This window comes from Pseudomonas sp. GL_093 (assembly GCF_057837605.1).
In genome coordinates this window covers 223,809-247,474 of sequence record NZ_CM174448.1, presented here as the reverse complement: position 1 = coordinate 247,474, position 23,666 = coordinate 223,809, and the positions used below count along the sequence as shown (strand labels likewise).

24 protein-coding genes are annotated in these 23,666 nt (G+C 58.4%); 4 read left to right on the top strand and 20 right to left on the bottom strand.

From position 1 onward, the window contains the following. Positions 1-90: 90 nt before the first annotated feature. From AC3IUE_RS01070 to AC3IUE_RS01035, 8 genes are all read right to left on the bottom strand, one after another. Positions 91-957 carry a transporter substrate-binding domain-containing protein gene (locus AC3IUE_RS01070; protein WP_489265063.1) on the bottom strand — a complete coding sequence of 289 codons (867 nt, stop codon included), beginning with the start codon at positions 955-957 and terminating at the stop codon, positions 91-93. Beyond that, positions 954-1,736 (bottom strand): amino acid ABC transporter ATP-binding protein, encoded by a 783-nt coding sequence (locus AC3IUE_RS01065; RefSeq protein WP_489265061.1) that lies wholly within the window; start codon positions 1,734-1,736, stop codon positions 954-956. The genes AC3IUE_RS01070 and AC3IUE_RS01065 overlap by 4 nt, the downstream gene beginning before the upstream one ends. Beyond that, positions 1,733-2,392 carry an amino acid ABC transporter permease gene (locus tag AC3IUE_RS01060; protein ID WP_223415282.1) on the bottom strand — a complete coding sequence of 220 codons (660 nt, stop codon included), beginning with the start codon at positions 2,390-2,392 and terminating at the stop codon, positions 1,733-1,735. Before AC3IUE_RS01060 ends, AC3IUE_RS01065 begins: the two co-directional genes overlap by 4 nt. Beyond that, positions 2,373-3,038 (bottom strand): amino acid ABC transporter permease, encoded by a 666-nt coding sequence (locus AC3IUE_RS01055; RefSeq protein WP_489265058.1) that lies wholly within the window; start codon positions 3,036-3,038, stop codon positions 2,373-2,375. Before AC3IUE_RS01055 ends, AC3IUE_RS01060 begins: the two co-directional genes overlap by 20 nt. A gap of 654 nt (positions 3,039-3,692) precedes the next feature. Continuing rightward, positions 3,693-4,475 (bottom strand): MetQ/NlpA family ABC transporter substrate-binding protein, encoded by a 783-nt coding sequence (locus AC3IUE_RS01050; protein WP_033058537.1) that lies wholly within the window; start codon positions 4,473-4,475, stop codon positions 3,693-3,695. 163 nt (positions 4,476-4,638) lie between these two features. Further along, positions 4,639-5,571, bottom strand: coding sequence for a sigma 54-interacting transcriptional regulator (locus tag AC3IUE_RS01045; protein ID WP_489265056.1), 933 nt, complete (start codon positions 5,569-5,571; stop codon positions 4,639-4,641). Positions 5,572-5,642: 71 nt separating this feature from the next. Continuing rightward, a complete protein-coding gene (locus tag AC3IUE_RS01040; RefSeq protein WP_056745661.1) occupies positions 5,643-6,224 on the bottom strand; it encodes an alpha/beta hydrolase in 582 nt (193 codons plus the stop codon). Between the two features lie 350 nt (positions 6,225-6,574). Beyond that, a complete protein-coding gene (locus AC3IUE_RS01035; protein WP_489265053.1) occupies positions 6,575-7,648 on the bottom strand; it encodes a fatty acid desaturase in 1,074 nt (357 codons plus the stop codon). Between the two features lie 100 nt (positions 7,649-7,748). Here AC3IUE_RS01035 and AC3IUE_RS01030 point away from each other — a divergent pair, with 100 nt between their 5' ends. After that, on the top strand, positions 7,749-8,753 hold the full coding sequence (locus tag AC3IUE_RS01030) for an AraC family transcriptional regulator (protein WP_489265051.1): 1,005 nt from the start codon (positions 7,749-7,751) through the stop codon (positions 8,751-8,753). Here the strand turns inward: AC3IUE_RS01030 and AC3IUE_RS01025 are convergent, their stop codons facing one another. The 4 genes from AC3IUE_RS01025 to AC3IUE_RS01010 all read right to left on the bottom strand — a co-directional run bounded on the left by AC3IUE_RS01025 (position 8,754) and on the right by AC3IUE_RS01010 (position 11,460). After that, on the bottom strand, positions 8,754-9,986 hold the full coding sequence (locus AC3IUE_RS01025; protein ID WP_489265049.1) for a type II toxin-antitoxin system HipA family toxin: 1,233 nt from the start codon (positions 9,984-9,986) through the stop codon (positions 8,754-8,756). It abuts the gene before it with no gap. Further along, positions 9,979-10,227 carry a helix-turn-helix domain-containing protein gene (locus AC3IUE_RS01020; protein WP_056745799.1) on the bottom strand — a complete coding sequence of 83 codons (249 nt, stop codon included), beginning with the start codon at positions 10,225-10,227 and terminating at the stop codon, positions 9,979-9,981. Before AC3IUE_RS01020 ends, AC3IUE_RS01025 begins: the two co-directional genes overlap by 8 nt. A 110-nt stretch (positions 10,228-10,337) precedes the next feature. After that, the gene (locus tag AC3IUE_RS01015) at positions 10,338-10,703 is read right to left on the bottom strand and encodes a response regulator (RefSeq protein ID WP_008148221.1); all 366 of its coding nucleotides are present in this window, start codon (positions 10,701-10,703) and stop codon (positions 10,338-10,340) included. Between the two features lie 70 nt (positions 10,704-10,773). After that, entirely contained in the window at positions 10,774-11,460 is a 687-nt protein-coding gene (locus AC3IUE_RS01010; protein WP_489265046.1) for a Crp/Fnr family transcriptional regulator, read from the bottom strand. An 84-nt stretch (positions 11,461-11,544) separates the two neighbouring features. On the opposite strand from AC3IUE_RS01010, the gene AC3IUE_RS01005 reads away from it, so the two are divergent. Further along, positions 11,545-12,069, top strand: a complete 525-nt coding sequence (locus AC3IUE_RS01005) for an Mpo1 family 2-hydroxy fatty acid dioxygenase (RefSeq protein WP_489265044.1) — start codon at positions 11,545-11,547, stop codon at positions 12,067-12,069. A gap of 90 nt (positions 12,070-12,159) precedes the next feature. Here the strand turns inward: AC3IUE_RS01005 and AC3IUE_RS01000 are convergent, their stop codons facing one another. From AC3IUE_RS01000 to dibA, 6 genes are all read right to left on the bottom strand, one after another. Continuing rightward, the gene (locus AC3IUE_RS01000) at positions 12,160-13,149 is read right to left on the bottom strand and encodes a sulfate/molybdate ABC transporter ATP-binding protein (RefSeq protein WP_489265042.1); all 990 of its coding nucleotides are present in this window, start codon (positions 13,147-13,149) and stop codon (positions 12,160-12,162) included. A 3-nt stretch (positions 13,150-13,152) separates the two neighbouring features. Beyond that, complete coding sequence (cysW, locus tag AC3IUE_RS00995) at positions 13,153-14,025, bottom strand: sulfate ABC transporter permease subunit CysW (protein WP_046047287.1); 873 nt, start codon at positions 14,023-14,025, stop codon at positions 13,153-13,155. 12 nt (positions 14,026-14,037) lie between these two features. After that, on the bottom strand, positions 14,038-14,856 hold the full coding sequence (gene cysT, locus AC3IUE_RS00990) for a sulfate ABC transporter permease subunit CysT (RefSeq protein ID WP_046047286.1): 819 nt from the start codon (positions 14,854-14,856) through the stop codon (positions 14,038-14,040). Positions 14,857-14,926: 70 nt separating this feature from the next. Next, entirely contained in the window at positions 14,927-15,940 is a 1,014-nt protein-coding gene (locus AC3IUE_RS00985; RefSeq protein ID WP_056745672.1) for a sulfate ABC transporter substrate-binding protein, read from the bottom strand. 70 nt (positions 15,941-16,010) lie between these two features. Beyond that, positions 16,011-16,193 carry a sulfur starvation response protein OscA gene (oscA, locus tag AC3IUE_RS00980; protein WP_007945260.1) on the bottom strand — a complete coding sequence of 61 codons (183 nt, stop codon included), beginning with the start codon at positions 16,191-16,193 and terminating at the stop codon, positions 16,011-16,013. Positions 16,194-16,321: 128 nt separating this feature from the next. Continuing rightward, a complete protein-coding gene (dibA, locus tag AC3IUE_RS00975) occupies positions 16,322-18,247 on the bottom strand; it encodes a phosphodiesterase DibA (RefSeq protein WP_489265038.1) in 1,926 nt (641 codons plus the stop codon). Between the two features lie 147 nt (positions 18,248-18,394). On the opposite strand from dibA, the gene desA reads away from it, so the two are divergent. After that, positions 18,395-19,579 (top strand): delta-9 fatty acid desaturase DesA, encoded by a 1,185-nt coding sequence (desA, locus tag AC3IUE_RS00970; RefSeq protein ID WP_489265036.1) that lies wholly within the window; start codon positions 18,395-18,397, stop codon positions 19,577-19,579. A gap of 151 nt (positions 19,580-19,730) precedes the next feature. Continuing rightward, positions 19,731-20,720: a GGDEF domain-containing protein gene (locus tag AC3IUE_RS00965; RefSeq protein WP_489265034.1), complete on the top strand. Its 990-nt coding sequence runs from the start codon at positions 19,731-19,733 to the stop codon at positions 20,718-20,720. A gap of 122 nt (positions 20,721-20,842) precedes the next feature. On the opposite strand, the gene AC3IUE_RS00960 is transcribed toward AC3IUE_RS00965, so the two are convergent. Then, positions 20,843-22,057, bottom strand: coding sequence for an HDOD domain-containing protein (locus AC3IUE_RS00960; protein ID WP_489265032.1), 1,215 nt, complete (start codon positions 22,055-22,057; stop codon positions 20,843-20,845). 149 nt (positions 22,058-22,206) lie between these two features. Beyond that, positions 22,207-23,484: a 4-aminobutyrate--2-oxoglutarate transaminase gene (gabT, locus tag AC3IUE_RS00955; RefSeq protein ID WP_056745682.1), complete on the bottom strand. Its 1,278-nt coding sequence runs from the start codon at positions 23,482-23,484 to the stop codon at positions 22,207-22,209. Positions 23,485-23,666 lie beyond the last annotated feature (182 nt).

Sequence of the window (23,666 nt, the reverse complement as noted above, 5' to 3'; positions counted from 1 at the left end):
CCCGGCGGACACGGTCTAATGTGGGAGCGAGCCTGCTCCGGGCGGCGTTCCGACGATGACGGCCGAAAGATCACCGCAAAAGTTGAAAAATCACCCCTGCCACTTCCCACCCTCAACAATCACGCTCTCAGGCTTGGTGTCATCGCTCAGCTCTTTACGCACATATTGGTCATACAGTTTGAGCAAAAACTTCTCTTCACCCAGCTTCGCCAACTCGACATTCACCCAATCACGCAGCTCGATATTGCCCTTCTTCACCGCCGGCGCAATCGGTGCTTCAGCGCCCAACGTCTGGGTCAGCACGCGATAGCCAGGGTTCTGCTTCGCCCAACTGAACAGCACCAGATTGTCCTGCGCATACGCATCGCCGCGCCCATTGGCCAACGCTTGCAGAGATTCAGAGTTTTTCTCGAACTTGAGCAGTTTCCAGTCCGGATGATTCTTGGTCAGCCATATATCGGCCGTAGTGCCGGTGGTGACAATGGTGGTGCGAGTCGCCAGGTCATCAAGGTTTTTCACCGAACTGGCCTGCGGCACCAACGCCTGCACCGCCACCTTAAGATTCGGATTGGTGAATTCCACCGCTTCCTTACGCTCGGGGGTAACGGTCATGTTGGCCAGGATCAGATCGACCTTGTCACTTTGCAGGAACGGAATCCGGCTCGCCGGTTCTACCGCGACGAACTCGACCTTGTTCTCATCGCCCAGCAGATCTTTGGCGAATTGACGGCCGATGTCGGTATCGAAACCGACATAACGCCCGGCTTCATTGACGAAACCAAACGGCGGTTTATCGGTGAAGACACCGACGATCAACTTGTCCCGGGCTTTGATTTTTTCCAGATAGCTGGCACTGCTGGCCGCCGGTTTGGCGGGTTCTTCGGTTTTGTTGCAACCGGCCAGCAACGCGAGGCCGAGCAGCGGGAGTAGCAGCAGAGAAGACTTGGCAGTTTTCATAACAGTTCCAGTTCCTTTGTTTGAGTCGTTTTGGGTAGTGCGGCGACATAGGAGAACTTCTCCAGGAACTGCTGCGCTCGTGCGGTTTGCGGGTTCGTAAAGAAAATCTCGGGAGGGTTTTGCTCAAGGATTCGCCCGGCATCCATGAACACAATGCGGTCAGCCACGGCACGGGCAAACGCCATTTCGTGGGTGACGATCAACAGCGTCATGCCCTCGCGGGCCAGGCCCTGGATGACTTCCAGCACTTCCTTGACCATTTCCGGGTCGAGGGCGGCGGTGACTTCATCGAACAACATGACGTTCGGGTTCATGCACAGCGAACGGACGATGGCGATGCGTTGCTGCTGGCCACCGGAGAGCTGACGCGGGAAGGCATCGCGCTTGTCCGAAAGCCCCACGCGCTCAAGCAACACTTCAGCCTGGGCACGGGCCTCGCGACGGTCGCGCTTTTGCACTTTGACCGGGCCGAGCAGCAGGTTGTCGAGCACGCTCATGTGCGGGAACAGGTGATAACTCTGGAACACCATGCCGATCTGCTGCCGTACTTCGCGCCAGTCGGTGCCCTTGTCGAGCAACTCACGACCGGCAAAATTCAAGCTACCGCTGTGGGCGATTTCAAGACCGTTCAGGCAACGCAGCAAGGTGCTTTTACCGCAGCCGCTGGGGCCGAGGATGACGATCACTTCGCCTGACTTCACTTGCAGGTCGATCTCTTTGAGCACCTGCTGCTCACCGAAAAACTTGTTGAAACCCTTGAACTCGATTAATGCGCTCATGCTTGCGTCCAGCGCCGCTCCAGCACGCGCGAGGCGGCTGAAAGCGGGTAGCAGATGAAAAAGAAAAACAGGAACAGTGCGCCGTAGATCAGCACCGATTCGTAGGTGCGTTCGATGATCTGCTGGCCGACCTTGATCACGTCGACCACGCCAATCAGCACCGCCAACGAGCTGGTCTTGATGATCCGCGTGTAGACGTTGATGGTCGGCGGCGTCATGCGTTTCAGCGCCTGGGGCAACAGCACGTAGCCGTAGAGTTGCGGGCCGTTCAGGCCGATCGACAACCCTGCCTCACGCTGACCACGCGGCAACGAGTGCAACGCACCGCGCACCACTTCGCCGACTTCGCTGGCGCCCCACAACGACAACACCAGCACTGCGCACCAGAAGCTCGGGATGCTCAGGCCGAAGAAAATCGGCAGGCCAAAAAACAGTAAGTACAACCAGACCAGCACCGGAATTGCGCGGAACAATTCCAGATAAACGCGCAGGATTGCGTTCAGCCATTTCGAATTCAGCGTGCGCAGCACACCGTAAAGCACGCCGCCAACGGTGCTGATGGCGATGCTCAGGAAAGAGATCGACAAGGTTTGCGCAGCGCCCTTGCCCAGTTGCGGCAACGACACCCACAGCAATTCAAGACCCGAACTGGCCATGCTGGAGCCTCCTTTCCAGACGGCTGAGCAATAGCGACAGCGGTAGAAACAGCAGCACGCAAATCAGCGTCAGCACGGCGAGCATTTCGTAGGTTTTGTAGTAGAGCGCGATGTAGCTTTTGGTGGTGTAGAGAATCTCCGGCACCGCCACCGCCGAGACCACGGTGGTTTCCTTGAGCAGGAAAATGAAATTGGCGAACAGCGACGGCAGGCTGAGGATGCCGGCTTGCGGCAGGATCACGTAGCGCAGCAATTGCCCGTGGGACAGGCCGATGGAGCGGCCGGACTCGAGCTGCGCCAGGGGCACCGCGTCAACGCCGGCACGCAGCACTTCGGTGAGGTAGGCGCCGCCGAGGAAGGTCATGGTGATGATCGCCGCCGCAAAGCCCGAGACCTTGATGCCCAGTGCCGGCAAGGCGAAGTAGACGAAAAACAGCTGAATAAGCAGCGGCGTATTGCGGGCGAGCTCTACATAGAGCCCGACCAGCCGCTGCAGATACGGTGTACGGAACACCAGAATCGTCGCGTTGATCAGTGCCACCAGCAGCGATGTGCCGATGGCGATAAAGCCGACCTGCAGCGTCACGCCCACGGCTTTAAGAAACGCCGGCAAGGTGCTGAGGATAAATGCGTAATCGAAGTTCATTGAACATCCTGGACGCCGCAGGGTAAGCGACGGTGGTGCAGTCCATGGGTGGTGGATAACCATCCGGCAGGCACCGACTTTAAAGGTATAAAAAGAAGAATTTAAATACCGTTAAAGCATATTGATATCACGCAAAAAACTATCCTCCGCATTTGCTGTGGCGGCGGAAGACGACTATTTTTCTTTGCGCTGTAGGAAGGATCTTTTTTTCAGAATCCCCCTCCAAGGATGCACAGCTTTTGGCCAGACTCCCCGGCCGAACCATCACAAGGAAGAGAAAAATGGCTGACGCAAAAGTGCCACAGCGGCTGGATCCGCAGGACATCGTGAAGTTGTTGATGGCGTTGCGCAGGGCGTTGAATACGCGGGAGTAGTTAGAACCACCCCTCACCCTAACCCTCTCCCCAGAGGGTAGAGGGGACTGACCGATGTGTTCTTGGAGTGACATCGACCTGACAAATCGAGTCGAACTCAGGTTTTGGAAAGCATGAGGATCTGCTCCCTTTCCCCCTCTCCCCCGTGGGGAGAGGGCTGGGGTGAGGGGTGGTTCTAAAGCCGAACTCACATTCCAAATAATTCCCAACACCCAATAAAAAAACGCCGACGCTCTACAAGCCGTCGGCGTTGAAACCTTGAAGGGGTTTACCTCGCGAATCAGAACGCCGGCAATACCGCACCGCTGTACTTCTTCTCGATGAATGCTTTCACTTCAGGACTGGTCAAAGCCTTGGCCAGTTTCTGGATGGCAACGCTGTCCTTGTTGTCCGGACGAGCCACCAGGAAGTTCACGTAAGGCGAATCTGCACCTTCGATCACCAGCGCGTCTTTAGCCGGGTTCAGACCTGCTTCCAGCGCGTAGTTGGTGTTGATCATGTCCAGGTCGACCTGGTCCAGAACACGCGGCAGCATGGCCGACTCCAGTTCCTTGAACTTGAAGTTGTGCGGGTTCTTGGCGATGTCTTTAGGGGTGGCCAGAGCGTTTTTCGGGTCCTTCAACTCGATCAGGCCAGCCTTCTGCAGCAGGATCAGGGCGCGGCCGCTGTTGCTGCCTTCGTTGGGGATAGCGATGGTTGCGCCGTCTTTCAGCTCAGCCAGGGTTTTGACTTTCTTCGAGTAGCCGCCGAACGGTTCGACGTGTACGCCGATCACGGTCACCAGGTGGGTGCCTTTGCCTTCATTGAAGCTCTTCAGGTACGGCAGGGTCTGGAAGTAGTTGGCGTCCAGACGCTTCTGGTCGACCTGTACGTTCGGCTGAACGTAGTCGGTGAAGACTTTGATTTCCAGGTCCACGCCTTCTTTGGCGAGGGTGGGTTTGATCAGTTCCAGAATCTCGGCGTGTGGAACCGGGGTCGCCGCAACCACCAGTTTCTCGCCAGCCTGGGCCAGGCCCGCGGTCAGGGCAGCCGCCAATGCGGTGAACAACAGAACCTTTTTCATGCAGTGTCCTTATCGAAAATCACGGTCGTCATCGACGACGGCTTGTTTAGTACGAGTGCCAGTGAAGTGCTATCGCTGGCGTGACGCGGACAATACCGGGATTTTTTATTCCCGAACAATATCTTTTATTCACTTTCATATTCCATTTTGTTCATACAGATCGCTACAGCGTCTGCGTCAGGCTTTCGAGCAAATGCTTGAGTGCAGATCGCTCGGCAGCCGTGCCGGTTTTAATCAGCTGAGCAGCTTGTTGCTCGATCTGCACCAATGACGGCGGCGCCTCGGGCAGATTCAAATGCTCCGGCAAAATCTCATCGCCGGTGCTGACCAACAACGCAAAGTGAATGACGTTCTCCAGCTCCCGGGTGTTGCCCGGCCAACTGTGCTGCTCTAACAGATGCTGCGCGGCTTCGCTGATCAGCGGCACCGGCAGGTCCAGACGCTGGCTATAGATGCCGAGGAAATATTCGGACAGCGACAGAATATCGCCCACCCGTTCACGCAAGGCCGGCAGTTCAAGCTGGCCCTCGCTGAGGTAGTGGTAAAGCCGCTCATGGAATTTTCCGGCGGCCACCGCTTGGGCCAGGTCGATGCTGGTCGCGGCAACCAGGCGCACGTCCACAGGGCTCGGTTGGTGAGCGCCGACGCGAGTGACTTCGTGGTTCTCCAGCGCCGCGAGCAATTTGATCTGGATCGGTAGCGGCAGGTCGCCGATCTCATCCAGGTAGAGCGTCCCGCCGTTGGCAGAACCGAACCAACCCGCACGACTGCTGGCCGAACCGCTGTAACTGCCGGCGGCATAACCGAACAATTCAGCATCAGCGTAGGTCGGACTGATCGCGCCGCAATTGACCGAGACGAACAACCCGCCACGATCACTCGCGCGATGGATGTGCCGCGCGAGCAACTCCTTGCCGCTGCCGGTTTCGCCACGGATCAACACCGAGATCGAGCGCGGTGCCAATAGCTCCAGCTCCTGGCGCAACTGACGCGAACGCGGATCGACAAACACCAGCGCCTTGGCGCGAATGCTCAGGGGACTTTTTTCTGCATCGGGGAAGGTCAGCAGCGGCTGACCGAAGGCTTCAAAACTCATGGCAGACTCCCGCCCTAAACCGCCGGGAGACGGGGGGCGTGTTTTAAAAAACAAAAGCAAAAAAGAAAAGGTTAAGCACGTCGCAGAGCGTGGTGTTCCATTCGGTTTTGCAGCCGATAGAGATACGCAAAACCCTGCTCCCAGCGTTGGTGACCGGACTTCACGTTGATGTGTCCGGCACCCGACAAAATCCCCGCCTCGGCGCCCCAGTGACGTGCCAGTTCCAATGCACGCGGTGTGCTGACGGCGCTGTCGTTGTCGGAGCTGACAACCTGACTCGGGAACGGCAGCAGGTTGGTCGGAATCGGTGCGAAATTGCGCAGAGCCGGTGCGCAGGCCGGACGCTCGACGTCCGCAGGAGCGACCAGCAAGGCGCCGCGAACCTGACGCAAAAACTGCACGGGCGCGGTGGCAGCCCAATGCGCGACAGTGATGCAACCCAGGCTATGGGCGATCAGGATCACCGGCGTGCTGTCGGCGGCAATCGCCTCAGCCAGTGCCGCGACCCAGTCTTCACGACGCGGCGTCAGCCAGTCGGCCTGCTCCACCCGCGCGCTGTTCGGCAGGCTGTTCTGCCAATGGCTTTGCCAATGATCTTCTGGCGATCCTTGCCAGCCCGGCACAATCAGGTAGCGAATTGATTCGTTGCGCATGGGGGAGCTCTCCTGCTGCGTGTCTGTTCCCGAGCAAGTATAGGGAGGAGAGTTATATTCGTTAAGGAATAAGAAGCTATTTATTAAGACCTATAAAGAATATACAGCAGCTTGTGACAGACAAAAAAAGGGGCCGCACCCTGCCAAGGAGACGGCCCCGGAAACTCAAATTCTGTTAACGCGATCAACATCACTGGATGCGATGATTGGCTGAAACGGTTATCTAATAAAGGAATATTTAATTACTTTAATAGGCCTAAATCGCATATGCCAATCACTCCTTGCGTCACAACTTAGCGCCCCTTTGGGTCAAATTGATGACCAACGTTTTGAGTTCCCGAGTACATCCACTAAACCTGAGCGGCACCCACCCCCTGCGCCTCTGCTGTTTCCTTGCGCACAAACCGGTTCGCCCGCCCAAACGTCCCGAAATCATTGAACCGCACGCCCATCTCGCGCATCACTTTATGCGCCACCGGCACGGTCATCTGACGGATGTAAAACGGTTCCTTCACCACAAAATGATGAATCCCGTGAGTACTGCCGAAGTTGAAGCAGAACGCCTGCAACGGCCACATCCACCAAGGGTTCAGCACCTGGGTCTGCTGGATCACATTGCCCGGCTCCACGTCACCGTAGTAGTGCATGTTCGAGCTGACGAAATGCAGACAAAAGGTACGCAACACGTTCGGGCCGATGATCACCACGGCAGCGATGTCGATGACCTGCATCACCGACAAAGTAGTCGCCGACCATTCAATCGACGCTCCCATCAGATAGGCGATGCCATTGGCCGCATGGAAGCCGAGAAACATGTACCAGGCGCCCCAATGCACCAGCGCCAGCGGCGCGTAAACCTTCAGCGCGCGCTTGATGATGCTGATTTTGTGAGCCCAGGTCTTGGCCCGCAGCATACGGATGAACGCCGACATCACGTTGTCGCCGACCATCAACAGCCGCGCAAAACCCCAGGGTTCGCCGTTGGTGATGGCGCGCTCTTCCATGTCGGATTCTGTGCCGGAGACTTTGTGGTGATTGAGGTGCAGATGCCGGCGAATCCACGGATTGATCGTGCTCGGCCGGGCCAGCCACACCAGTCCCATCATCAGGTTGTGCGGCACGCGCTGTTTGCGGAAGTACATACTATGAATCAGGTCGTGTTCCAGCTCGTGAGTCAGCGAGGCAAAAAATGCGTTGAGCAACAGGCATGCCCACCACGCCATGTGCCCGGTCATGTAGAGCGTCGCCGAACCAATCATGCCGACCAGCGCGAAGGCCAGAATGCTCGCGCCCAGGGCGTCCTGATGGTTGAGAATCGGGTAGCGCTGACGCAGTTCGACCCCCTTGGCCAGCACCACTTGGCGAATATGTGCTGATCGCTGAGTTGCATTCAGTCGCTGGGGACTTGCAGAAGTACCGTGCATGCTTCCATCCTCTGGTTATTGATGTTCGCATCCTGCCTTGTGAACCCTCGCAAAGCGGTAGCCGTGAACGCCAACCTGTTGACCGGAAGCGCCAATCAGCATGACTGAACCGACCTCCCTCGCCAGCTGGACCCGCGCCCTGCGCAAGCAACTCGATGCCCTGGGCCTCGACAGCACCGCCTTGTGCCAACAGGCGGGGCTCGACCCGCAACTGATGGACGACCCGAACGCCCGTTACCCGTTGTCCGGCACCACGCGCCTGTGGGAAATCGCAGTGCAAGTCAGCGGCGACCCAGCGATTGGTTTGCGGGTATCGCGCTTCGTCAGCCCCACCACGTTTCACGCACTCGGTTATGCGCTGGTGGCCAGCGGCAGTCTGCGAGAAGTGTTCGAGCGCATCGTGCGTTATCACCAGGTGGTCAGCGATGCCCTGGACCTGGAACTGACCCGCACCGAGGACCGCTACCGCTTCCGCCTGAAGATCCCGCCAGGCAATCCGGCCCCGGCCTTCGAAGCCATCGACGCCTTCACGGCGATTTACGTACGCACCTGTCGCAATCGCCTGGGCCGCGATTACGCCCCGCTGGCGGTGTACTTGCGTCGCCCGGAACCGGCGGACCCGCATCAATGGCACAAAGTCTTCCGTTCACCGGTGTACTTCGCCGCCGATGAAGACCGACTGGAGTTCGCCGTCGTGGACTTCGACAGCCACCTGGACGACGCCAACCCGGAACTGGCCGAGCACAACGAAGCCGTGCTCAAACGCACCCTCGCCCAACTCAAACCCCTGACCTGGGAACGCAAGGTTCGCGACGCCATTGAGGAACAATTGCCGGAAGGCGAGCCCAGCGCCGAACACATCGCCCAGGCCCTGCACCTGAGTTTGCGCAGCCTGCAACGGCATCTGGCGGACGAGGGTTGCCGGTTCGATACGCTGCTCAACGAGAGTCGCGAGAACCTGGCGCTGCTGCATTTACGCGATCCGCAATGCTCGTTGAGCGAGATCAGCTACCTGCTGGGATTTGCGGACACGAGCAGCTTCAGCCGCGCGTTCAAACGCTGGACGGGGTTGACACCAGGGCAATTTCGAGATGGGTTGCGGTAATCAGCTTTTGACCAAGCTGCGTACTACACCTGATTCCCACTGCTCGATCATCGCTTCGCCAACCATGGCAAAGTCGCCATTTTCCCTGATGTAATCAACCATTTCCGCCTTCGCGACATCCATTCCATGAGCGACTTGCTGCAGCAGTTCATTGCACCGTCCCTCGGTCAGGTTGCAAGCCGACCGACCAAAACGCATCAGCATTTTGTATTTGGGCCACGCCTTTGATCCGCCTAACAGCAACGCCATACTGTCTGCCTTGATGTAGACCGAAGTCGTGACGATGTCATAGGCCGGAGCCAGTCTGATTTGCGCATCAGCCCCGCAATGTTCGTACAGCACACCGAAATTCTTGAGGTGAGCATCGCCATTCTTCAGAGCGGATGACAACGCCACTATTTTGAAAAAAGACTCAAGGGCGTCGTTGAGCAACGGCGGGGAGACAAACTCCTTGATCTGCCTTGCGGCACCTTCGTACGAACCATCGTATTTGGCCTTCGAAGGCCAGGCATTGAGCACGCAGAAATCCTCAAAGCCCAGATAACCTCTTTCATTCAGATCGAAACGTTCGACGACCAGAAATTTACCGTGATCGCTCAGTTCGAAAACCGGCACTTCAAGACCCGAATGCAGCGCAGCCCTCATGCAGAAGTATTCGTTGGCAGCGAGTTCAGGGTATTCCTCTGGCCGAAACGATTTGACCAGATGCGTTGCCCCGCGATGGGTCAATCGGTCGACAGTTGTCGCACTGTCACGGATAAGCACCTTCGGCTGCACACCGGAAACGCCCGAATATTGGCCATAGGTGTGCAGCAGATCTTCGAACAAACCTTGCGCACCGTCATGAACCAGCAGATCCGCGAGACTGGTTTCAGGTAGCCGGTCACTTGCCTCTTGCGCGTTTTTAATCCCCACTCGCCCAAGCTGGTGCGGGCCGACGATCGCCAGCATCGCGAAGTCGTCAAACCCTCGAATCGCTTTGCTGAAACGACGAGTCAATTCATCGCGCAGAGCGCCTTCCGGTAGATTCATTTCAAAAACCGGCGGGACACCTCGCTCCCACGTGTAGCTCTCGAGGCGAGCGGGCATGGTCAATGAGACGGCATTTTCTTCCAGCGCTTCTTCGGCGTAGGTAAACACTGAATCAATGCGAGACTGAGCACGGCCGAGGGTTCCGACCGTTGTGCCGGAAACACTGATGTGCAGCCGGTCCTTTTCCTGCTGCTCACCCATGGAAGTTCACCTTTTTGAGGGTGTCCAGTGTTGGACGCGTCGACCGCCGCGGCACGGCCGTCAGTTCGTACCCGAAGCCATTGAGGATCGCTTCAACCTTGCGCAGGCCAATTTCGGAAATGGTGTTGTTCTCGATACCCGAAATCGTGGAACGGCTCATGCCGTACTGCTTTGCCAGGTCTTGTTGAGACATCTTTCGCTCTTTGCGCAGCAACCTGATCAGTTCGCCGAGGTTTTCCATCCCGCCCACCTGCATCATATACAGTGCATATTTATTGAAACAATCTATTTGCATTGTATTTAATGCATAACCAGGTCGAAGTCTAGCTCATTGATTGATCGGACCCGGTCTCAGCGCCCCCGATCCCGCCGCAACAATTTGCGCACTCGCTTCACCAGTTCACTCACGGCAAACGGCTTGAGCAGGTAATCATCTTCATGCAACTCCAGATCGCGCAGGCGATCCTCGATGCCGTCCTTGGTGGTCAGGAACAGCACCGGCGTATCGCCGAGCTTGCGGATCTGCTGCAGCAACTGCCAGCCATTGAGCCCGGGCAGCATCACGTCGAGGATGATCAGCTCGTATTCGCCAGACTCGATGAAACGACGGCCGTCCATACCGTTGACCGCCACATCGACTGAGTAACTTGCCTCGTTCAGACCTTTAGCCAGGAGCTTGGCGGTTTCAGGTTCGTCTTCCACTAACAGCACACGCATGGCACACCTCGATTGTCGTCATCACAGGCTAGGCGCCTTCGCGTCCAAAGCCCACCACTAACGCCGGGTTTTAGATAATCGCCAACATCCGCAATCGTTGCGCATCCAGAATCTCGATCTCGCCGTACTTGAGATTCACAATTCCCTGCCCCTGCAAGTCCTTGAGAATCTGGTTGGTGGTCTGGCGTGACAGCGACAGCATCGACGCCAATTGTTCCTGGGGCAGTTGCAGTACCCGGCGCGGTGGATCGATTTCGCCGTAACCCTCGGCGATCATCAGCAGACGATGAGCCAGTCGAGCGGCGGTTGGCATGAGGCTCAGTTGTTCGAGATTGATGAAGGTTAGGCGCAATTTCTGGCTCATCAGCAATGCCAGTTGCCGCCAGTACGCCGGTTGTTCATCAAGCAATGTCAGCAGCGCGGTTTGCGGGATGTGCAACAGGGTGCAATGACCAAGACCGAACGCATCATGAGTGCGCGGCTGGCCATCGAACAGGCAGATTTCGCCGAACCAGTGCGGCGGCTCGACCAGGCTCAACAGCGCCTCCTTGCCCTGCTCGCTCACCGCGCCGATGCGCACCGAACCTTCGAGCACCGCGTACAGCCCGCACGGTGGATCGCCGCGCTTGAACAGCCGCTGGCCCGGCGACAAGCGCCGCACTTTGGCGGCGGCCAGCAGACTATCCTGTAAAGGAACAGGTAAATGGCTGAACCACTGCCCTTTATCCAGCCGCGAACGCCAAACCTGCATGTCCATGAAAACTCCTGGAGATTGTCGCCTGCCTGACAGAGCGAAATGTGGACCCGGGGCATGATCCATCACCCAACAGGAGGAACAACAATGAAAAGCCTCGTCGACCATCTCAGTCAATACGCCGCCTACCACCGTGACCCGCGCAATATTGCCAGCCACTTTATCGGTATTCCGCTGATCGTTGTCGCGGTTGCGGTGTTGCTGTCACGGCCTGAGTGGTCGCTGGCCGGGGTTTTGGTGTCACCGGCCGTGCTTTTGGCGCTGGCTTCGGCGTGGTTTTATCTGCGATTGGAGTTACGGCTGGGCGTGCTGATGACCGTGTTGCTGGGCCTTTGCATCTGGCTGGGTCATGTGCTCGCGCAGCAAAGCACGCTGGTCTGGCTGGCGAGCGGCATCGGGATGTTTGTGGTGGGTTGGGCGATTCAGTTTGTCGGTCATCACTACGAAGGACGCAAACCGGCGTTTGTCGATGATGTGACGGGGTTGATTGTCGGGCCGTTGTTTGTGGTGGTTGAGTTGGCGTTTTTGCTGGGGTTGCGGCATGACCTGAAAGAGCAGATCGAGGCGCGGGTGGGTGGTGTACGGGTCAATCCGAATCGCGCGGCGGTTTAGACCGCAATCGCCAGCAGGCTGGCTCCCACAGGGGAATTGTGAACGACACAAATCACTGTGGGAGCCAGCCTGCTGGCGATGCTTTTTGCTTTAGAGGTTCGCGACTTTCTGCCAGACCTTCGGCTTGAAGAACAGCGTCTCGCCCTTCGCCAACCCGATCAGGCTGTCGTGATCTTTCACCACTTCAGCTTCGATCAATTCGCTCTGGCCTTCGACCTTCAGCGTCACCCGTGTCGTCGCGCCCAGCGGACGAATATCCCGCACCTCGGCCGCGTGGTGATCTTCCAGTTCATGGCGCGACAGCGATACTTCGTGAGGACGGAACAGCACATGGTTGTCTTCACCCAGATGCAACCGGTTCGAATCGCCCAGGAAGTGATAAACGAAATCGCTGGCCGGGTTTTCGTAGACGTCGCCCGGTGAGCCGATCTGCTCGATCACGCCCTTGTTCATCACCACGATGCGGTCGGCGACTTCCATCGCTTCTTCCTGGTCGTGAGTCACGAACACCGAGGTCAGGTTGATGTCTTCGTGCAGCCGCGCCAACCAGCGACGCAGTTCTTTACGGACCTTGGCGTCGAGGGCGCCGAAGGGTTCGTCGAGCAGCAGGACTTTCGGTTCAACCGCCAAGGCACGAGCCAAGGCAATACGTTGACGCTGACCGCCGGAGAGTTGTTCCGGGTAGCGATCCGACAGCCAATCCAGTTGCACCATGTTCAGCAACTCGTGGACTTTCACCGCGATCTGGCTTTCGCTCGGGCGCTGGTTTTTCGGCTTCATGCGCAGGCCGAATGCGACGTTGTCGAACACGGTCATGTGCCGGAACAGCGCGTAGTGCTGGAACACGAAACCGACGTTGCGATCACGCACATCGTGACCGGAGACGTCTTCACCGTGGAACACGATGTTGCCCTTATCCGGGGTTTCCAGACCGGCAATGATCCGCAGCAGGGTGGTCTTGCCGCAGCCAGACGGGCCGAGCAGCGCCACGAGTTCGCCGCTTTGAATGTCCAGGCTGATGTTGTCCAGCGCCTTGAACGCGTGAAAATTCTTGCTGACGTTACGCACTTCGATCGACATGACTTATTCCTCCGCGGCGCTGGCGCGCAGGCGGTTAATACGGTTTTCGCTCCACTGCTTGAGCAGCAGGATGAAGAGCGCCAGGATCAGCAACAGGCTCGCCACGGCGAACGCGGCCACGTGGTTGTATTCGTTGTAGAGGATCTCGACGTGCAGCGGCAGAGTGTTGGTCACCCCGCGAATGTGCCCGGAAACCACCGACACCGCACCGAACTCACCCATGGCCCGCGCCGTACACAGCACCACGCCGTAGATCAGGCCCCATTTGATGTTGGGAACGGTGACGTGCCAGAACATCTGCCAGCCATTGGCCCCGAGCAGACGCGCGGCCTCTTCTTCCTGTGTGCCTTGTTCCTGCATCAACGGGATCAGCTCGCGCGCCACGAACGGCACGGTGACGAAAATCGTCGCCAGCACGATGCCCGGCAAGGCGAAGACGATCTGGATGTCGTGGTCCTGCAACCACGGCCCGAACAGACCCTGGGCGCCGAACATCAGCACGTAGACCAGACCGGCGATTACCGGCGAAACCGAGAACGGCAAGTCGATCAGGGTCACCAGCATGCTCTTGCCGCGGAACGAGTATTTACTCACGCACCACGCGGCGCTGACGCCGAACACCAGGTTCAGCGGCACCGAAATCAGCACGGCGATCACCGTGAGTTTCAGGGCCGACAAAGCGTCGGGTTCGAAGATCGCGGTGAAGAACGCGCCGAGGCCATTTTTCAGCCCCTGGGACACTACGATGAACAGTGGCAGCAACAGAAACAGCGCAAAAACCAACCAGCCAAGGCTGATCAGGATTCGTCGCGAAGTGGCACTGCCACGACGGGCGGCGTTGGCCGAGGAAGCGGCGCTAATAGACGATTGGGACATTTTCGCGCCTCCTTATGGGGTTTCGATGCGCCGCTGCAGCAAGTTGATCAGCAGCAACAGGACGAAGGAAACCACCAGCATCAGTACACCAATGGACGTGGCGCCGGTGTAATCGTATTGGTCGAGTTTGACCATGATCAGCAGCGGCAGGATCTCGGTTTTCATCGGCATGTTGCCGGCTATGAAAATCACCGAACCGTACTCGCCGACCCCGCGGGCAAAGGCCAACGCGAAACCGGTCAGCCACGCCGGCAACAACGCAGGCACCAGAATGTAGCGGAAAACCTGTAGCGGTTTCGCACCCAGGCACGCCGCCGCTTCTTCCACTTCACGCGGGATATCAGCCAATACTGGCTGTACGGTACGTACTACGAATGGAAGTGTCACAAAAGTGAGGGCAAGGGTGATGCCGAGAGGGGTATACGCGATCTTGAAACCCAGGTCCGCTGCAAACTGACCCACCAAACCGGTGGGGGTGTACAACGCAGTCAGTGCGATACCGGCCACCGCAGTGGGCAACGCGAAGGGCAAGTCGATCATCGCATCGATGACTTTGCGTCCCGGGAAGGTATAGCGCACCAGCACCCAGGCCAGCAGCGTGCCGATGATGCCGTTGATGATCGCGGCATAGAGCGCGGTGCCGAAGCTGAGCTTCAACGCCGCCAGCACCCGTGGCGCCGAGATAATCGCCCAGAACTGGTCCCAGGTGAGTTGAGCGGCATGCACGAACATCGCCGCCAGTGGAATGAGCACAATCAGGCTGAGGTACACCAAGGTGTAGCCCAGCGTCAGCCCGAAGCCGGGTATGACGGGGGAGATACGACGCGACATAAAAGTCCTTGGTTGAGAACGCGCAAAGCCCCGAACGTAAATCCGGGGCTCGTTTATGGCTTATTTCAGATTATTGCGCCTGATAAATCTGGTCGAACACGCCACCGTCGTTGAAGAATTTCGGTTGAGCGGTTTTCCAGCCGCCGAAGTCCTTGTCGATGGTCACCAGGTCCAGTGTCGGGAACTGTTTGGCGTACTTGGCGGCAACATCCTTGTCACGTGGACGATAGAAGTTTTTTGCCGCGATTTCCTGGCCGGCCGGGCTGTACAGGTGCTTGAGGTACGCGTCGGCGATCTCGGTGTTGCCCTTTTTCTCGGCGTTCTTGTCGACCACGGCTACCGGCGGTTCGGCGAGGATCGACAGCGAAGGCACGACAATGTCGAACTTGTCAGCGCCACCGTCTTCTTTCAGGGCCAGGAAGGCTTCGTTTTCCCAGGCCAGCAACACGTCGCCCTGACCGTTGTTGACGAAGGTGATGGTCGAACCACGAGCACCGGTGTCCAGCACAGGAACGTGTTTGAACAGGGTTTGCACGTATTCCTTGGCTTTCGCTTCGTTACCGCCATTGGCTTTCAGGCCATAGGCCCACGCCGCGAGGAAGTTCCAGCGTGCACCGCCAGAGGTTTTCGGGTTCGGGGTGATGACTTCCACGCCGTTCTTGGTCAGGTCGCCCCAGTCCTTGATGCCTTTAGGGTTGCCCTTGCGCACCAGGAACACGATGGTCGAAGTGTAAGGCGTGCTCGCATCCGGCAGACGCTTCTGCCAATCCGCCGGCAGGGTCTTGCCGAGTTTGGCGATTTCGTCGATGTCACCGGCCAGGGCCAGGGTCACCACGTCGGCACGCAGACCGTCGATCACTGCCCGCCCCTGCTTACCCGAACCACCGTGGGACTGCTGGATTTTCACGCTGTCGCCGGCGTGGTCTTTCTGCCAGAACTTGACGAATTCAGCGTTGTAGTCCTGATACAGCTCGCGAGTCGGGTCGTACGACACGTTGAGCAGTTCGTAATCCTTGGCAACCGCGGAACCAGCAAAAAGGGCACTGGCCAGGGCGGCCAAAGCGAAATGACGAATCGACGACATGGTGAAAGCTCCTGGAATTCTGATTGTGTTGGCTTTTTCTTATGGTGTGCTGGTATCGGGTTGCCGGTTTTTAACTCGGTTTGTTGCTTGGGTTCTGCAACCGGAATTTCTCTTTGCGTTCGATCTGGACCACCTGGGCGTTGTGCACGGTGATTTCCACTGCGCCAAAACGCAGATCGCGCAAGGCGCTCTGGATCTCACGCAAAATGGTTGCTTCGTCCTGGCCGTCAACGCTACGTAGGGATGCGCTCATGGTGCTGCTCCTTCAACTAGAGGTTGCCTGGCAGTGGCGAGACTGCTTGCGGCGTGAGACCAATAGTAGATAAGCGCGGATATTCTTAAAAAGACTATTTAAGAATTTTAATATAACCAAAAGACTGATCAGTGCTGGAGAATCTGTGGAGTCCGGTCCCAATCCAGCTGCCCGGCCGGCACCGGCCGCCCAAACCAGTAGCCCTGTCCCAGATCGCAGCCGTGTTCGAGCAGGAAACCCGCCTGCTCGACCTGCTCGATCCCCTCGGCATGAACCTGCATTCCCATGCTCTGGGCCAGCGCAATGATCACCCGCACAATCGCCGCGTCATCCTCATCCCACGGCAACCCGGCAACGAAGCCCTGATCGATCTTGAGTTTCTGTACCGGCATTCGCTTGAGGCGCAGCAACGACGAATAGCCTGTACCGAAGTCATCGATGGCCAGCCGCACGCCCAACTCGCGCAATCGGTGCATCTGCTCCAGCGCGACTTCCGGGTCATCCATCACTGCGCTCTCGGTGACTTCCAGCTCCAGACAGGCAGGATCCAGCCCGGTTTCGTGCAGCACCTTCGCCACCTGCCCAAACAGCTCACGGCGGGCGAACAGTCGAGAAGAAACATTCACCGCGACAAACGACAACACCACCCCAGCCTGCTGCCACTGGCACATCTGCACACACGCCTGGCGCATCACCCAGGCATCAATTTCGGCGATCAGACCGGTGCGCTCGGCAATGGGAATGAATTCTGCCGGCGACACCAACCCTCGCTGCGGATGCTCCCAGCGCACCAATGCCTCGACGCCGATCAGGCGACTGGTCTTGAGGTCGTGAACCGGCTGGTAATAAACCCGCAACTCCTGCTGCTCCAGCGCACGGCGCAATTCGAATGCAGTCTCGACCCGTTGCTGGGCATGGGCGGTCAATTCTTCGGTATAGAGGGCATAGCCGTTGCGGCCGGCCCCCTTGGCCTTGAACAGCGCCGAGTCGGAGTTGCGCAACAACTGCTCGGCGCTCAAGGCGTCGCCGGGGAACAGGCTGATGCCGACGCTGATATTGACGAACAACTGATGCCCGTCGATCTGGAACGGCTCTTTGAGGCCATCGATGATCCGCTGAGCCAGCGCCGCCGCGTGCACCATTTGCGGACAGCTTTCAGCCAGCACGGCGAACTCGTCACCGCCAAGGCGCGCCAGCGTGATTCCCGGGCCGACCATCGCTTTCAAACGCTCGGCAACGCCCTTGAGCAACTGGTCCCCAATGCTATGCCCGAGGCTGTCGTTGATCATCTTGAAGTGATCAAGATCGATCATCAGTAACGCGCAGCCGCGCTTGTGGATCTGCGCCGAAGCCAGGGCCTGCTCGGTGCGGTCGGTGAACAACAAGCGGTTGGGCAGATCGGTCAGCGGATCGTAGTGAGCCAGGTGCGTCAGCTCATGTTCGGAGTTCTTGATTGCGCTAATGTCGGAAAACACTGCCACGTAATGGCTGCGCCGCCCCCTCTCGTCGTCAATGACGCGGATGGTCTGCCATTGTGGGTAGATCTCACCGCTTTTGCGGCGGTTCCAGATTTCACCGCTCCACTCGCCGGTGCTGTTGAGTGCCGCGAACATCGCCTGGTAGAACGCCGGCGGGTGATGGCCGGACTTGAACAGACTGGGGCGCTGGCCGAGCACCTCCTCGCTCTGATAGCCGGTAATTGCCATGAAGGCCCGGTTTACATGGACGATCAACCCTTTGTTGTCGGTGACCAGCACCCCTTCACGCGTGCAATCGAACACCGCGGCCGCCTGACGCAAACGCTCGCGCTCTTCAGTGCGCTCACGCAATTTTGCGCCGATCCCCAGGCAACGGAACAATCGCGCCCGGGCGAGAAAAATCAAACCGGCACTGAACACCACCCAGGCATAACCGTTGATCAGTTGCCATCGCATTAGCTCAGCGGAGCTATCGAAGAAACTGTTCAATAAATAGCCGCTGAACAGCAGCCAACTTACAGAAACCAGAAGGTAAAGCAGCGCTGCACGCAAAGCATCGCGATAGGTGGCAGACATTCGGCTGTCCATGTCCCTTCAAAAAGGATGGAATTATAGTTTAAAGAAACATCCAGCCACTCTTATCTGAAAGGGCGACTGGTTTTATCTGTGGGCTAAGTGATAATGCAACGGCTGTTTTTTTCTTTATCGAGGGCCCTATAGCCTATGTGGTACGAAGGTTTTCTCGGCTTGTCGCCCTGGTCACTGGTGGCAGTCACCCTGCTGATGACCCACGTGACGATCATCGGCGTCACGGTCTATCTGCATCGTTATTCAGCCCATCGCTCGCTTGAGCTCAATGCAGGCCTGAAACATTTCTTCCGCTTCTGGCTGTGGCTGACCACGGCACAGAACACCCGTGAGTGGACCGCTATCCACCGCAAGCACCACGCCAAATGCGAAACCGTCGATGATCCGCACAGCCCGGTCATCAAGGGCTTGTCCACGGTTCTGCGCAAAGGCGCCGAGCTGTACCGTGCCGAGGCGGAAAACCCCGAGACCCTGCGCATCTACGGCAAGAACTGCCCCGAAGACTGGATCGAACGCAACCTGTACAGCCGTTTTCCGCTGCTGGGCGTGGCGATCATGGGCGTCATCGACCTGCTGTTGTTCGGCACCATCGGCATCACCATCTGGGCGATCCAGATGATGTGGATCCCGGTCTGGGCCGCTGGCGTGGTCAATGGCCTGGGCCATGCCATCGGCTACCGCAACTTCGAATGCCGCGATGCGGCGACCAATCTGGTGCCATGGGGCATCCTGATCGGTGGCGAAGAACTGCATAACAACCATCACACCTACCCTAATTCGGCAAAACTGTCGGTGAAGAAGTGGGAATTCGATCTCGGCTGGGCCTGGATCAAGGTCTTCAGCTTCCTGCGTCTGGCCAAGGTTCAGCGGGTCGCGCCCATCGCCCATCGGGTTGAAGGCAAAGGCAACCTGGACATGGACACCGCCATGGCGATCCTCAACAACCGCTTCCAGATCATGGCCCAGTACCGCAAATTGGTGATCGCACCGCTGGTCAAACAAGAGCTGGAAAAGGTCGATCACTCGGTCCGTCACCAGTTCCACCGTGCCAAGCGCCTGCTCTCGCGGGAAACCAGCCTGCTGGATGACAAACACCACATTCGCATCCAGACCATGCTCGAGCACAGTCAGGCGCTGAAGGTAATTTACGAGAAACGCCTGGCCTTGCAGCAGATCTGGGTCAAGACCAGCTCAAATGGTCACGACATGCTGGCCGCCATCAAGGATTGGGTACACGAAGCGGAAGTCAGCGGAATTCAATCCCTGCGCGACTTCGCCGATCAGTTGAAAACCTACTCCCTGCGCCCCGCCGCTGTCTGACGCCGTTGATCGGTGCGCCCCGTTCGTGGGCGCACCCTTCGGAACTAAGCTCCAAATCCCCTATCTCAAAGACACTTCGCCATCCAGGCGGGCTCTGGTATTGGCCGCTTTCGAACCTCGAGCGGCACACGCCCTTTGAGATTTTGTGTCGATGGTCAATAAAAGCCTACAAGACTCATCCCTCCCGCAGTGGCCCGAGGCCGCGCAAACCCTGCTGGCGCTAATGCATGCACAAGGCGAAGTGGCGCGACTGAGCGAACGCGAACAGCTGTTCAGCGCTCTGCTGGTGAGCGTCAACGCGGTGCTTTGGGCCTTCGATTGGGAATCCCGTCGGGTGCTGTATGTCAGCCCTGCGTATGAACGGATTTTCGGCCGCTCCGCAGGCTTGTTGCTGTCCGACTACAACCAATGGCGCGACAGTATTTACCCCGATGATCTGGACTACGCCGAACGCAGCCTGGCCGAAGTACTGGTCAAAGGCGCCGATGAAGACCGCGAATACCGAATCATTGCCGCCGACGGCCAGGTCCGCTGGCTCAGTGACAAGTGCTTCATCAACCGTCAGGCCGAGCCGGGGCAACCGGTGATCATCGTCGGTATTGCCGAAGACATTACTGACAAGAAGCAGATGGAAACCGAGCTGCAACGCTTGGCCACCACCGACGTACTGACCCAGAGCAGCAACCGCCGACACTTCTTCGACTGCGCCCACCGTGAATTCGAACAGGCACGGCACCAAGGCACGCCGCTGGCCTTCCTGCTGCTGGACATCGATGACTTCAAAGTCATCAACGATTCCTACGGCCATCAGGAAGGCGACAACGTGCTGCAACGACTCGCCGAGAGCGGCCGCGCGACGTTGCGTCGAGGTGATGTGTTCGGGCGAGTTGGCGGTGAGGAATTCGCAGCGGTGTTTCCCGGCTGTGCGCCAGACATGGCCATGCAAGTGGCCGAGCGCCTGCAACGGGAGATTCAGCGCTTAAGTTTCAGCCATGGCGACCAGACGTTCGGCATCACCGTCAGCCAGGGCCTGACCAGCCTCACCGCCGAGGACGAAAGCGTCGACAGCCTGTTTGCCCGCGCGGATGCGGCGATGTACCAAGCCAAACACCAGGGCAAGAACCGCATCGTCTCCGGCTGAGGCTGAACACCATCCCCTGTGGGAGCGAGCTTGCTCGCGATGACGTACTGACATTCAACATTGATGCTGGCTGACAGTCCGCTATCGCGAGCAAGCTCGCTCCCACAGGTTTTGTGTGATGCCTATTTCTTGCGCAGGCGCATCAATTCCGGCAACCCGATTTTGAGCAACCGCGCCGTCCGGCTCTTCGCCAGGTCCTCAATGCCCTCATGCTCGGTCAGTCGCGCCAGTTGCGCAGCCATGTTCATCACCAGCGCTTCGCGGGAGTAAACCCCGCCACCGAACTGGTAGACCGCCGCAATCAGCTCTCGCAGTTCCAGCGGCAGGCGCCAACGGGTGCGAAGCGCCGAACCATAGGCCGCGCCGAATTCGGCCAGCGCCTCGCCGACCTCCTCCCATTCATCCAGCTCACCACCGGCCTGCTTCCACTCCTGCAAACACCGCAACAGCGCAAGGTCACCGAGGCGATGCAGCATGCCGGCGCAATAACAACGCTCCTGATCCAGATCCAGCAAGCGCGCCAGGGTCCGGCCATACTCGGCGGTGCGCAGCGACAGCTCCCAATAGCGCTCGGCATAGTCGGCCAGAAACGGGTCGCTGAGTCGGGCACTGCGCTTGAGGGCCAGCCCCAGAATCAGGTTCATGCTTTGTCCGGTGCCGAGGCGGTGCAGCGCCTGAGACAGGGTTTGTACGGCGGCGCCATGGTGCTGGGCCGCGCTGTTGGCGGCGGCGATCAGCACGGCAGTGATTTGCGGATCGGTACGGATCTCGTCATGCAGCAGTGTCAGGTCGAGGCCATTGGGATTGAGGCTGCGCTTGACCGCCAACTGTACGTCAGTCATCAGCGGCGCACCGTCGGCAAACTCACGACGACGCTCCAGGTAAACCGCCAACGTCATGCCTGGCGACAGCGAAGGCGTTTCGCAAGACAGCTCTTCACCGGCGTTCAGCAGCAACTCCTGCAGGCGGTGGGTCAGGCTTTCCATGTTCAGGGGTTTGGTCAGGTACGCCGCGGGCGCCAGGGGCAAGACTTCGCGCACACTGGCGCTGTCATTGCGGCTGCTCATCAGAATGAACGGCAGGGGTGGATTGCGCTTGCGTTGACGGACATTGCGCAAGACATTCAAACCATCGACGCCGGGGAGCTCCCAGTCGACGATCACCAAGTCGTAAGGATTTTCCGCCAACAGGTGCAGCGCTTCCTGACCATCGGCACACAGATCCAGCCGTGCGTCGCAGCGCACATTCAACAACACCTGCTTGAGCAGGTCGCGGGACCAGGGGTCGGCCTCGGCAATCAGCACACGCGGCGCAGCGGGTAACACCACAGCAGTCATTTACACACTCCAAAGTAGTGCTTGCACCTTAGTCAATGCTGGCCATTCGATACAGCGCATTTGTCATCGATGGGTTCCAGGGACACAAAAAAACCCGCCGAAGCGGGTTTTTTTGTCGATCAGTTCACAAATCGATCAGAGCCTGGAGATCACAGCTCGGAGAAGCACTCTTCGATGATCGCCAGACCTTTGTCCAGTTGCTCGTCCGGCGAAGTCAGCGGTACCAGGACGCGCAGAACGTTGCCGTAAGTGCCGCAGGACAGCAAGATCAGACCCTTGTCGCGAGCCTTGGCCACAACGGCGGCTACCGCTGGAGCGTTCGGCTTGTGGCTGTCGCCATCAACGAACAGCTCGACCGCGATCATCGCACCCAGGGCACGGACTTCGCCGATCACCGGGTACTTGGCCTGAATGGCTTTCAAGCCAGTGACCAGACGCTCGCCGACAGCTTTGCAGCGGTCCAGCAGGTGCTCTTCTTCGAACACTTCCATCACGGCCAGGGCCGCGGCGCAAGCGATCGGGCTACCGGCGTAAGTGCCGCCCAGGCCGCCTGGAGCAATGGCGTCCATGTATTCGGCCTTGCCGCAAACACCGGCCAACGGGAAGCCGCCAGCGATGGATTTGGCGAAGGTGGTCAGGTCGGCAGCAACGCCCATCTGTTCCATGGCGAAGAAGGTGCCGGTACGGCCAGCGCCAGTTTGTACTTCGTCAGCGATCAGCAGGATGCCGTGCTGGTCGCACAGAGCGCGCAGGCGCTTCATGAACTCTTTAGGTGCAACGTAGAAACCACCTTCGCCCTGAACCGGCTCGATGATGATTGCAGCGATGTCACGCGGCTCGGCGTCGTTCTTGAAGATGCGTTCGATGCTGGCGATCGAATCGTCGATGCTCACACCGTGCAGTTCGTTCGGGTACAGCGCGCGGAAGATGCCGCCTGGCATCAGGCCCATGCCGGCCGAGTAAGGCACGACCTTACCGGTCAGGCCCAAGGTCATCATGGTGCGACCGTGGTAAGCGCCGGTGAACGCGATCACGCCGGCACGGCCAGTGGCGGCACGGGCGATCTTGATGGCGTTTTCCACGGCTTCGGAGCCGGTGGTCACCAGCAGGGTTTTCTTGGCGAAATCACCCGGCACCTTGGCGTTGATTTTTTCGCACACTTCTACGTACGGTTCGTAAGCCAGTACCTGGAAGCACGTGTGGGTCAGCTTGTTCAGCTGCTCGGTCACGGCGGCGATGATTTTCGGGTGCACGTGGCCGGTGTTCAGCACGGCGATACCGCCGGCGAAGTCGATGAACTCGCGACCTTCAACGTCGGTCACGGTGGCGTTCTTCGCGGACTCGGCGAAGATCGGGTGAATCTGGCCAACACCGCGTGGTACAGCGGCTTCGCGGCGTTTCATCAGGGATGCGTTAGTCTTGCTCATAAAGTCCTCATTCACCGCTCATCGGGCGGCGTGGTTCAAGGAAAATGCGGCGGGGAGGCAACTACGGCAGCATGCGATGATCGACTGCCACAGCTTTCCCGGCCACAGAGAAAATTCCGTTTGAAGCACGCAAAGGGACAGCGCTCTCGTGCCCTTTGCGTTTGAAGCAATGCCTTGCCGGG

Excerpts from the sequence above, each read along its gene's own strand:
- AC3IUE_RS01070 (WP_489265063.1), bottom strand. The coding sequence starts at position 957 with ATGAAAACTGCCAAGTCTTCTCTGCTGCTACTCCCGCTGCTCGGCCTC.
- AC3IUE_RS01065 (WP_489265061.1), bottom strand. The coding sequence starts at position 1,736 with ATGAGCGCATTAATCGAGTTCAAGGGTTTCAACAAGTTTTTCGGTGAG.
- AC3IUE_RS01060 (WP_223415282.1), bottom strand. The coding sequence starts at position 2,392 with ATGGCCAGTTCGGGTCTTGAATTGCTGTGGGTGTCGTTGCCGCAACTG.
- AC3IUE_RS01055 (WP_489265058.1), bottom strand. The coding sequence starts at position 3,038 with ATGAACTTCGATTACGCATTTATCCTCAGCACCTTGCCGGCGTTTCTT.
- AC3IUE_RS01050 (WP_033058537.1), bottom strand. The coding sequence starts at position 4,475 with ATGAAAAAGGTTCTGTTGTTCACCGCATTGGCGGCTGCCCTGACCGCG.
- AC3IUE_RS01045 (WP_489265056.1), bottom strand. The coding sequence starts at position 5,571 with ATGAGTTTTGAAGCCTTCGGTCAGCCGCTGCTGACCTTCCCCGATGCA.
- AC3IUE_RS01040 (WP_056745661.1), bottom strand. The coding sequence starts at position 6,224 with ATGCGCAACGAATCAATTCGCTACCTGATTGTGCCGGGCTGGCAAGGA.
- AC3IUE_RS01035 (WP_489265053.1), bottom strand. The coding sequence starts at position 7,648 with ATGCACGGTACTTCTGCAAGTCCCCAGCGACTGAATGCAACTCAGCGA.
- AC3IUE_RS01030 (WP_489265051.1), top strand. The coding sequence starts at position 7,749 with ATGACTGAACCGACCTCCCTCGCCAGCTGGACCCGCGCCCTGCGCAAG.
- AC3IUE_RS01025 (WP_489265049.1), bottom strand. The coding sequence starts at position 9,986 with ATGGGTGAGCAGCAGGAAAAGGACCGGCTGCACATCAGTGTTTCCGGC.
- AC3IUE_RS01020 (WP_056745799.1), bottom strand. The coding sequence starts at position 10,227 with ATGGAAAACCTCGGCGAACTGATCAGGTTGCTGCGCAAAGAGCGAAAG.
- AC3IUE_RS01015 (WP_008148221.1), bottom strand. The coding sequence starts at position 10,703 with ATGCGTGTGCTGTTAGTGGAAGACGAACCTGAAACCGCCAAGCTCCTG.
- AC3IUE_RS01010 (WP_489265046.1), bottom strand. The coding sequence starts at position 11,460 with ATGGACATGCAGGTTTGGCGTTCGCGGCTGGATAAAGGGCAGTGGTTC.
- AC3IUE_RS01005 (WP_489265044.1), top strand. The coding sequence starts at position 11,545 with ATGAAAAGCCTCGTCGACCATCTCAGTCAATACGCCGCCTACCACCGT.
- AC3IUE_RS01000 (WP_489265042.1), bottom strand. The coding sequence starts at position 13,149 with ATGTCGATCGAAGTGCGTAACGTCAGCAAGAATTTTCACGCGTTCAAG.
- cysW (WP_046047287.1), bottom strand. The coding sequence starts at position 14,025 with ATGTCCCAATCGTCTATTAGCGCCGCTTCCTCGGCCAACGCCGCCCGT.
- cysT (WP_046047286.1), bottom strand. The coding sequence starts at position 14,856 with ATGTCGCGTCGTATCTCCCCCGTCATACCCGGCTTCGGGCTGACGCTG.
- AC3IUE_RS00985 (WP_056745672.1), bottom strand. The coding sequence starts at position 15,940 with ATGTCGTCGATTCGTCATTTCGCTTTGGCCGCCCTGGCCAGTGCCCTT.
- oscA (WP_007945260.1), bottom strand. The coding sequence starts at position 16,193 with ATGAGCGCATCCCTACGTAGCGTTGACGGCCAGGACGAAGCAACCATT.
- dibA (WP_489265038.1), bottom strand. The coding sequence starts at position 18,247 with ATGTCTGCCACCTATCGCGATGCTTTGCGTGCAGCGCTGCTTTACCTT.
- desA (WP_489265036.1), top strand. The coding sequence starts at position 18,395 with ATGTGGTACGAAGGTTTTCTCGGCTTGTCGCCCTGGTCACTGGTGGCA.
- AC3IUE_RS00965 (WP_489265034.1), top strand. The coding sequence starts at position 19,731 with ATGGTCAATAAAAGCCTACAAGACTCATCCCTCCCGCAGTGGCCCGAG.
- AC3IUE_RS00960 (WP_489265032.1), bottom strand. The coding sequence starts at position 22,057 with ATGACTGCTGTGGTGTTACCCGCTGCGCCGCGTGTGCTGATTGCCGAG.
- gabT (WP_056745682.1), bottom strand. The coding sequence starts at position 23,484 with ATGAGCAAGACTAACGCATCCCTGATGAAACGCCGCGAAGCCGCTGTA.